The organism is Neisseria flavescens (assembly GCF_001618065.1).
Taxonomy (GTDB): domain Bacteria; phylum Pseudomonadota; class Gammaproteobacteria; order Burkholderiales; family Neisseriaceae; genus Neisseria; species Neisseria flavescens_A.
On the sequence record NZ_LAEI01000040.1, the window covers coordinates 51,501 to 59,769 of the forward strand.

Genomic DNA, 8,269 nt, shown 5'->3' on the forward strand with positions numbered 1-8,269 from the left:
ATTTCAGACGGCCTTTTTTATGAAAATTGGGAAAAAATATTGAAATTGGATTATAATCGATGTTAATAAAATCAGCCACCGATATGAGTGGCATCATAACTAGGGAACTCACTATGGGCATTATCAGTCTTGCACTTATCTTCGTATCAATCGCCGCCGTCTTATTGTATTTCAAACAACAGTTGAAAGACCGCAAAAAAGACTGTCGCGAATCCTTTGTCTCTTTGCGCATTGCGCTCGACTGCCGACATCATGCCGTCCGTCATGTATTGGATGCATACAGCAAACACCTGCAAGAGCAGGGCATTGCATCGGATCAAAACGTTCAGCAGATGTGTGCCGAAGTTGAAACCGCATTGGCACAAACTGCCAAAACATTTTCCGAATCCAAGATCAAACATCTGTGCGAAACCGAAACAGCATTGAATCATGCGCTGAAAAAATTACAAACCGCCGTCAACAGCCTTTTGAAACAACATCCTGATGAAAAATTGGCCGGTTTGATGGAAATGCTGGGTGCCGCAGAAGCAGAAGTCGCATCGGCACGCCGCACTTACAACCGTAGAGCCGGAAGCTACAACCACCATTTAAACAAATTGCCCAACCGCCTTGTCGCCAAGCCATTAGGCTTTGACAAGCAGGCAAGTTTGGTTCGTTTTACGGAAAACCAAACGCAACGAATGAGCAGCAATATGTTGGCTTAAAAATAAAGCAGTTTATTGAATAAGCCATAAACAAAAGGCCGTCTGAAATATGAATTTCAGGCGGCCTTTTGTGTGCTGTTAATGAAAAGCACTTAGGCTTTTGTCAATTTATTGGGCAAAGCGGATCAGGCTATCGGCAAGCTTATCGGCTGCAGTTTCATAGCCTTGTGCAGAAAAGTGAACGCCGTCTTTGGCTGCCAAGCCTTGCGCCATCCAGCTTTTCATGCTGCATGCCCCGCCCATCGCATCCTGCCAAGACCAGAACATGATTTTTTCATCACGGGCAACGCGTTGCTGCATTTGTTGTACTTCGCTGAGCAAGACAGGACGGTTGCCGCAGCTGCCGTAGGCGGTTTTCAAAGATTCTGGAGCGCCGAGGATCAGGATACCTGCGTTGGGCAGAGTATTTTTGATTTGACGGATGTAATTGCGCCATGTCCGCTCGGTAGAGGAAATATCGAGATTGCCGGAAAAGGCTTCATTGGTACCGTAGGCAAGGATGATTAAATCGGCTTTGGTTTGTGCCAAATCTTCCCACATGCCCGGCCGCCATTTTGACCATTGGGATAACTGCGCGCCGTTGATGCCCATGGCGGAAACGGTTACGCCGCGTCCGGGGCGTTCGATATTAATGAAACCGATTTGCCAAGGCATGCTGCTGCTGAGGGTCATCGGCAGGGAGGCATTGGTATGCATCAGTTGCCAACCGTTTTGTGTGGCAGGGATTTCGCGGCCGTTGACGGTCAGGGTTTGCTCTGACCAAACCGGTTTGCCGAAAATGGAGATTTGTTGCATATCCATGCTGCCGTCGGCTGCGCTTAAGGTAACGCTGCCGCCATCGGCGCGTGCTTCAATCCCGCCGAAAGAAAAATCGCTGTGTGATTTGCGGCTGCTGATGGTGTTCCAACCGCTGCCGTTGTAACGGACGGCTGCCATGCGCTGGCCTTTGACAGTGTTGGGATAAACCCAACCAATGCCGCCGTTGCCCCATTGTTGTTGCAAACGGCGACGCAGGCGGTCGGTGAAATAGTCGCCGGCGGTGTGGGAGTCGCCGACTTGGATAATGCGGAACTTACCGTCTGAAGTGTTGTTGAGCTGTTGGAGTTTGTTCAGCCAGGCAGGGCGGTTGGAGTCGTAGTTGCTTAATAGGCCGTCATTGGTTGCGCAGGCGGTAATAGGGAGTGCGAGAAGCGTGAGGAGTAAGGTTTTATTAAATTTCATGGTTGTGTATCGTGTGTAAAATTAATTTTTCCATAATTTTTCCGGCCAATAGCTTTTGGCCTTCTGCGGAAAAGTGAATGCCGTCCTTGCTGCGGTAACGGATGATTTTTCCATCTACTTTGACAGAGTCGGCATATTCTTCTGCGCCGTTGCTCAACAGTTTGTCGGTCGGCAGCCAAATGGCTTGAGGCGACACCGTACCCGACAGGATTTTGTCGAGGTAGCGCATCTGTTCGTTGAGCTTGGCTTTTTTCATGTAAGGAATGCCCAACCAAATGACTTGGACATCATGTGCGGAGGCTGCATTAAGAATACGGCGGACGCGGTTGAGGTATTCTGCCTCCCATTCAGGGGAGGCGAACTTCAGGTATTTTTTACCCATCGGGAAATCCCAAGGGTCGTTAGGGCCTAAGAATACAACCAAAACGCGGATGTCGGGTTCTTTTTGCAAAGTTTGTTCGATGGTTTTTGGCCAGTCGAAGAAGTTGGGGTAGGACAAACCGGTGCTTTGCTTGCTAAGGTTGACCGATTGTACGCCATATTCTTGCTTGAGGTGTTTTTGTACGAAAGGTGCAACGCCCTGCATCAGCGAGTCGCCGGCAAAGAAAACTTTATTGCCTTTTTTCAACACGACCTGTGTTGCCGACTGATCATCCTGATTGCTTGGCTCGCTGGCTGTAGTATCTGTATTGTTAGCCACATCAGAAGCAGCAGAGTCTTTTTGATTGTCGGATACTTCAATGTTTTCCGTATTTTCAGACGGCCTTGTTGTTTCAATGCCAGAGTCTTCCGAAACCAAAGCGTCTTCTGCTTCCAGCGAAGCTTTCAGGCCGTCTGAAAATTCGTAGGCATTTTGTTGCCAATCCGCACCGATACGCCACCAAGCGTATTCGGATAAAGGCTCAAGCGGACTGTTCTCATGATAGGTCTGCTGCCAATAGGCATTGATGGAGTTTTGGGCAAACCACGTCAGCGCAACTGCACTGAGCAGAATCGAAACAAACAGGGAGATAAAGCGTTTCATGTTCTGCTCCTTAGAAGTTGGCGTAAATAAAGCCGGGAATGCCGGACGGGGCGAAGACGATAATCAGGGCGAGGATAAGCGTGATGGGGATAAACCACAGCCATGCAGGCAGTTTGTCCAAGCCTTTTACCGATGCTTCAAATAAGCGAAGCAAATACGGGTACAGCAAAAGCATCATCGCAAATGCACCCAGCAACATGAGGTCGGTCGGCAGAGGCGCGTTCCAACCTTTGTCATTGGCAAATAATGCGCTGAACAGCATTTTCGTATCGGCAAGCGTTGCGCTGTTGAACACGACAAAAGCGAAACAAACGAAATGGAAGGTAAACAGCCAGGCAAGCGGTTTACCGATTTTCAGACGGCCTAAGGCATTGCGGCCAACGATTTTGTCGCCGCAGTTAAGGAGCACCAAAGCCGCACCGTGCAGCGCGCCCCAAATCAAAAAGCTCCAGCCGTAGCCATGCCAAATGCCGGAAAGCAACATGGCAATCATCAGATTGAGCTGGGTGCGTCCGAAGCCTTTTTTGCTGCCGCCCAAAGGGATATAGATATAGTCGCGAATCCAAGTGGACAGGCTGATATGCCATCTGTCCCAGAAGTCGCGGATATTGATGGCGCGAAGCGGCGCGGCAAAGTTTTTCGGCAGCTGGAAGCCGAGCAGCATGGCCAAGCCGATGACCAAATCCGAGTAGCCGGAAAAGTCGAAAAAGAGTTGGAAGGTGTAGCCATAAATCGCAGACAACACGCCCCAGCCGTCGAACTGGGCCGGATTTTCAAAAACAGGCGATACCCAGCCTTCCGCCAATACGCCGGCAAGCCACCACTTTTTGGCAATACCCAACACAATCAGGCCGACCGCCAAAGCCGGATAAATCAGCTGTCGTGCCTGTTTGGTGCGGATTTGCACCAATGCCCCTGCTTGTTCGCCGTCTATGCTTTTAAAAGCGGCCGCACGGATAATCGGGCCGGATGTGATGGTGGGGAAGAAGCTCAGATGAAGCAGGAGCTCGTGCCATTCAAAACGGTCTCCTTTAGGCTCGCGGTAGCAATACACCAAGTAAGCCAGCGATTGAAAGGTATAATAAGACAAACCCAAAGGCAAAAGGATGTCGATGACAGTGCTTTGCCCCGTATATTGCTGAATAATCGGGCGGAAAAAGTCGAAATATTTGAAGAAACACAAAACAGTCAATGCCGCCGAAATACCGCAACCCAGCCAAAATTTGCGGATATTCTCGTTTTCAGAAAACATCAGCACGCTGACCAGGTAAACCACAGACGAGTAAACCAAAATCAGCGCGGAAAAGATAGGGTCGATACGGTAAAGCCAGCCCAGTCCGGCAACCAAAGTAAAACATTTTGAACTTGCGGCAAACGTGCAAATGCCCAGTACAACGGCAAAAATATGATAAAAAATACCGCAAATTCAATAGACAGCAACGGCATGACAATTCCTTGATGTGTTTAAACTTTCAAACTTTTCGATTGATTGTTATTTTTTGGCGTTAAGTTTGGCACGGATGACTTCGACTACCGCGGGTAAAATCGAAATCACGATGATTGCCGCCATGACTAAGCCCAAATTGTTTTTGACGACGGGGATATTGGCAAAGAAGTAGCCTGCATAGGAAAACGACAATACCCACAACACCGCGCCGATAATGTTGTAACGGATAAATGTTCCGTAGTGCATATCGCCCATGCCTGCGACAAATGGCGCAAACGTCCGCACAATCGGCACAAAGCGGGCAATGATGATGGTTTTCCCGCCGTGTTTTTCATAAAACGCATGGGTTTTTTCTAAATACGAACGGCGGAAAATTTTGGAATCCGGATTGGCAAACAGTTTTTGTCCAAAATACTTGCCGATCATGAAATTGGCCGCATCGCCTAAAATGGCGGCCGCTAAGAGCAGCAATACCATGACGTGGATGTTCATGCCGCCGATGGCCGCAATACCGCCGGCAGCAAACAGCAGCGAGTCGCCGGGCAAAAATGGCGTTACGACCAAACCGGTTTCGCAGAAAATCACAACAAACAAAATCGCGTAAATCCACGGGCCGTATTGGGCGGAAAGGTGGACAAGGTGTTGGTCGATATGGAGGATGAAATCAATAAGGGTAGAAATCACTAAGGTTCCCCAAATAAAAAGGCCGTCTGAAAAAGAACAGACAAATGTTTCGGCGAGAAGTTCGACATTGTAAAACCAAAGCGGAATAAAACCAATGCCGTAAGCGCGTCAAGATATGTTTAGAAGTGCAGATATGTTGCAGGTATAGGCTTCAGACGGCCTTTATCCTTGATGGTGGACGGCAAAACAACGTAAAATAAAGCCGATTTCAACCTAACCGGTGCGCCTTTGTGAACCAGCTCATCTTCGATTTTGCCAGCCATGATTATCCCGGCTTCGACAAATTTCTGGGAACAGAAAATGCCGAGCTGGTGTATGTGTTGCAGCACAAACATGGGCAATTTATCTATGTTTGGGGCGAAGAGGGCGCAGGCAAAAGCCATCTTTTGCAGGCATGGGTCGCACAGGCGCTCGATGCCGGACGAAATGCCCTCTATATTGATGCCGCCGCCACGCCGCTGACAGAAGCCGCGCTGGATGCGGAATATCTTGCCATTGACCAAATCGAAAAGCTTAATAATGAAGAACAGGCTTTACTGTTTGCCATCTTCAACCGCTTCCGCAACAGCGGCAAAGGCTTTTTGCTTTTGAGTTCCGAATATACGCCGCAGCAGCTCGTTATCCGTGAAGACCTGCGTACACGCATGGCGTATTGCTTGGTTTACGAAGTCAAACCGCTGACCGACCGGGAAAAAATCGATGCGCTCGTCAGCATGGCGGCCGCCCGTCAGGTAACCATCGATCCGGAAATCTTTGAATACCTGATGAACCATTGGCGGCGCGATATGGACAGCCTGATGCAAATGCTCGATACCCTCGACAACTACGCCGTTATGATGGGCAAGCGCATTACTTTGCCGCTTTTGCGCCAGCTTTTAAAACAACAGGAAACCCAATGAAAAACCTTGCCATTTTCGACCTCGACAATACCTTGATCAATACCGATTCGGATCACTCCTGGCCGCAATACCTGATTAAAAAAGGCATAGTCGATGCGGCTGAAACCGAGGCGCAAAATGAAAAGTTCTACCAAGACTATCAAAACGGTTGTCTTGATATCGATGCCTTCCTCAAATTCCATCTCGCGCCTTTAGCCCGTTTCAGCAAGGAAGAATTGGCTGAGTTTCATCGCGAGTTTATGGCCGAATATATTGTTCCGCATATTTCTCCGATGCAGCGTATGTTGGTGCAAAGCCATCAAATGGCGGGTGACGAAATGTTGGTTATTTCTTCGACTAACGAATTCATCATTACCCCTATCTGCCATCTTTTCGGTATTCACAATGTTATCGGCACACAGCTTGAAACCAGCGAAGACGGCCGATATACCGGCAACTATGTCGGTACGCCCAGCCTGAAAGAAGGCAAAATTACCCGATTGAACCAATGGCTTGCCGAGCGTGGCGAGACATTTGAAAGCTACGGCAAGGTTTATTTTTACAGCGACTCCAAAAACGACTTGCCGCTGCTGCGTATCGTGGATGAACCTGTCGCCGTCAATCCGGATGCCGAGCTGGAAAAAGAAGCCAAAGCAAAAGGTTGGCCGATTTTGAATTTCAAATAACGACGAATCAGGCCGTCTGAAATATTTAACCTGACCACAACCCTAATAAGGATTAAAACATGAAAACGACTAAACTCCTCGCCTCAGCCCTGTTGTTTGCCGCTGTATTCGGTACTGCACAAGCAGCCGATACCGAAATCCTGGAAGCCATGAAAGCGCAAAACGGCAGCGTTAAAACCGTTTTGATGGATGTCTTCACAACTCCTGCCGGTAATGTTGACCGCGTGAATATCATTCAATCCAGCGGCAATCCTGAAATGGACGAACGCGCAGTGAAAAGCGTTTCCAAATATCCTTATCCGAAACGTAAAACTGCATCTAAATATCAGCACACTGTTACTTTTGAAACCAATGTTGAAGTAATCAACAACTGATTCGGACGCAAGGCCGTCTGAAAACAAAAGGCGTTTTGATTGGGAAATTCCCTGTCAAAACGCCGTTTTATTCTTTAAACAAGTATAACCAAAATTGCCGTAAAACCACACGCTCCGGTGCTATACTAAAACAAATAAACCGCTTCATCACACATCATGTCTCCCCGTCCAGTTACTATTACTTCCTACAATATGCACAAAGGCATGTCTGCGCTCAACCGCAAAGTGCAGGTCAACCGCATGGCTGACGCGCTGGGTGCATTGGGTTCGGATGTTTTGTTTTTACAAGAAGTCCAAGGACAACATCTCAACAGAAGCCGCCGTACCGATTTTCCCGATGAGCCGCATTACGACATCATCGGCGACAGTCTCGATTATCATCGCAGCTACGGCAAAAATGCAGTCTATCCCAAACGACACCACGGCAACGCCATTCTCAGCCGCCTGCCGCTGAAAACGGAAACAACCTCAATATCAGCGTCAATAAACTCGAACAACGCGGCCTGTTGCATTGCGAGGTCGTGCCTGAAGGTTGGGAAGATCCGCTGGTGTGTTTATGCGTCCATCTCAATCTGCGCGAGCCGGACCGCCTCAAACAATACCGCGCCATCAGCGATTACGTTGGCCGATATATTCGTCCGGAAAGCCCGTTGATTATCGCCGGCGATTTCAATGACTGGCGGCAGAAATCAGCGCATGAATTGGGCAGGGCATTAGATTTGAACGAAGTATTCGTCGATAATACAGGCAAACGTCCCAAAACCTTCCCTTCGCGCCTGCCCATCCTCAGCCTCGACCGCATTTACACGCGCAATCTTGATGTCATTGATTCTGAAATCCACAACAGTAAAGACTGGCAACATTTGTCAGATCATCTGCCATTGAGTGTAACGGTTAGGCCGCATCGTAAAATGAATATGAAATCAGATAGAAAAATGTAAGGCTGAAATTTTTTAAAGCAAAGTACTATTGGCAATGTATCGAAAGAAAAAGTTTTTTCACTCAGATATTTGAGACAAAAACAGGCCGTCTGAAAAGTTTCAGACGGCCTGAGATCTTTGCAAAATTCCCCAAAATCCCCTAAATTCCCACCAAGACATTTAGGGATTTTCCATGACCACCTTCTTTCAACAAACCGCCAAGCCAATGATTGCCAAACACATCGACCGTTTCCGCTATTGAAGTTGGATCAGGTGATTGATTGGCAGCCGATCGAACATACCTGAATCGTACAAAGAACCCGTTACTACG

Annotated in this window: 7 protein-coding genes and 3 pseudogenes; 6 read left to right on the plus strand and 4 right to left on the minus strand. The window is 48.2% G+C overall.

Features of this window, described 5'->3' with window-relative positions; translation table 11 throughout:
* The first annotated feature begins 113 nt into the window (after positions 1-113).
* Positions 114-704, plus strand: coding sequence for a LemA family protein (locus tag TW89_RS05355; protein WP_128580778.1), 591 nt, complete (start codon positions 114-116; stop codon positions 702-704).
* A gap of 108 nt (positions 705-812) precedes the next feature.
* Here the strand turns inward: TW89_RS05355 and TW89_RS05360 are convergent, their stop codons facing one another.
* From TW89_RS05360 to TW89_RS05375, 4 genes and pseudogenes are all read right to left on the minus strand, one after another.
* Positions 813-1,925, minus strand: a complete 1,113-nt coding sequence (locus tag TW89_RS05360; RefSeq protein WP_128580779.1) for an SGNH/GDSL hydrolase family protein — start codon at positions 1,923-1,925, stop codon at positions 813-815.
* The gene (gene patB, locus TW89_RS05365) at positions 1,915-2,949 is read right to left on the minus strand and encodes a peptidoglycan O-acetyltransferase PatB (RefSeq protein WP_128580780.1); all 1,035 of its coding nucleotides are present in this window, start codon (positions 2,947-2,949) and stop codon (positions 1,915-1,917) included. Before patB ends, TW89_RS05360 begins: the two co-directional genes overlap by 11 nt.
* Before the next feature lie 10 nt (positions 2,950-2,959).
* Positions 2,960-4,395: pseudogene (locus TW89_RS05370) on the minus strand (MBOAT family O-acyltransferase).
* A gap of 46 nt (positions 4,396-4,441) precedes the next feature.
* Positions 4,442-5,080: a DedA family protein gene (locus TW89_RS05375; protein WP_070592086.1), complete on the minus strand. Its 639-nt coding sequence runs from the start codon at positions 5,078-5,080 to the stop codon at positions 4,442-4,444.
* A gap of 230 nt (positions 5,081-5,310) precedes the next feature.
* Between TW89_RS05375 and hda the strand changes: the two genes are divergently transcribed.
* The 5 genes and pseudogenes from hda to TW89_RS05405 form a co-directional block, all read left to right on the plus strand.
* On the plus strand, positions 5,311-5,979 hold the full coding sequence (hda, locus tag TW89_RS05380; protein WP_036490522.1) for a DnaA regulatory inactivator Hda: 669 nt from the start codon (positions 5,311-5,313) through the stop codon (positions 5,977-5,979).
* Positions 5,976-6,644 (plus strand): HAD family hydrolase, encoded by a 669-nt coding sequence (locus tag TW89_RS05385; protein ID WP_128580781.1) that lies wholly within the window; start codon positions 5,976-5,978, stop codon positions 6,642-6,644. Before hda ends, TW89_RS05385 begins: the two co-directional genes overlap by 4 nt.
* A 59-nt stretch (positions 6,645-6,703) precedes the next feature.
* The gene (locus TW89_RS05390) at positions 6,704-7,018 is read left to right on the plus strand and encodes a TonB family protein (protein ID WP_128580782.1); all 315 of its coding nucleotides are present in this window, start codon (positions 6,704-6,706) and stop codon (positions 7,016-7,018) included.
* Positions 7,019-7,174: 156 nt separating this feature from the next.
* Positions 7,175-7,959, plus strand: a pseudogene (locus TW89_RS05395) (endonuclease/exonuclease/phosphatase family protein).
* 172 nt (positions 7,960-8,131) lie between these two features.
* Positions 8,132-8,269: pseudogene (locus tag TW89_RS05405) on the plus strand (IS5/IS1182 family transposase); the annotation flags it as partial.

Excerpts from the sequence above, each read along its gene's own strand:
- TW89_RS05385 (WP_128580781.1), top strand. The coding sequence starts at position 5,976 with ATGAAAAACCTTGCCATTTTCGACCTCGACAATACCTTGATCAATACC.
- TW89_RS05360 (WP_128580779.1), bottom strand. The coding sequence starts at position 1,925 with ATGAAATTTAATAAAACCTTACTCCTCACGCTTCTCGCACTCCCTATT.
- TW89_RS05355 (WP_128580778.1), top strand. The coding sequence starts at position 114 with ATGGGCATTATCAGTCTTGCACTTATCTTCGTATCAATCGCCGCCGTC.
- patB (WP_128580780.1), bottom strand. The coding sequence starts at position 2,949 with ATGAAACGCTTTATCTCCCTGTTTGTTTCGATTCTGCTCAGTGCAGTT.
- TW89_RS05390 (WP_128580782.1), top strand. The coding sequence starts at position 6,704 with ATGAAAACGACTAAACTCCTCGCCTCAGCCCTGTTGTTTGCCGCTGTA.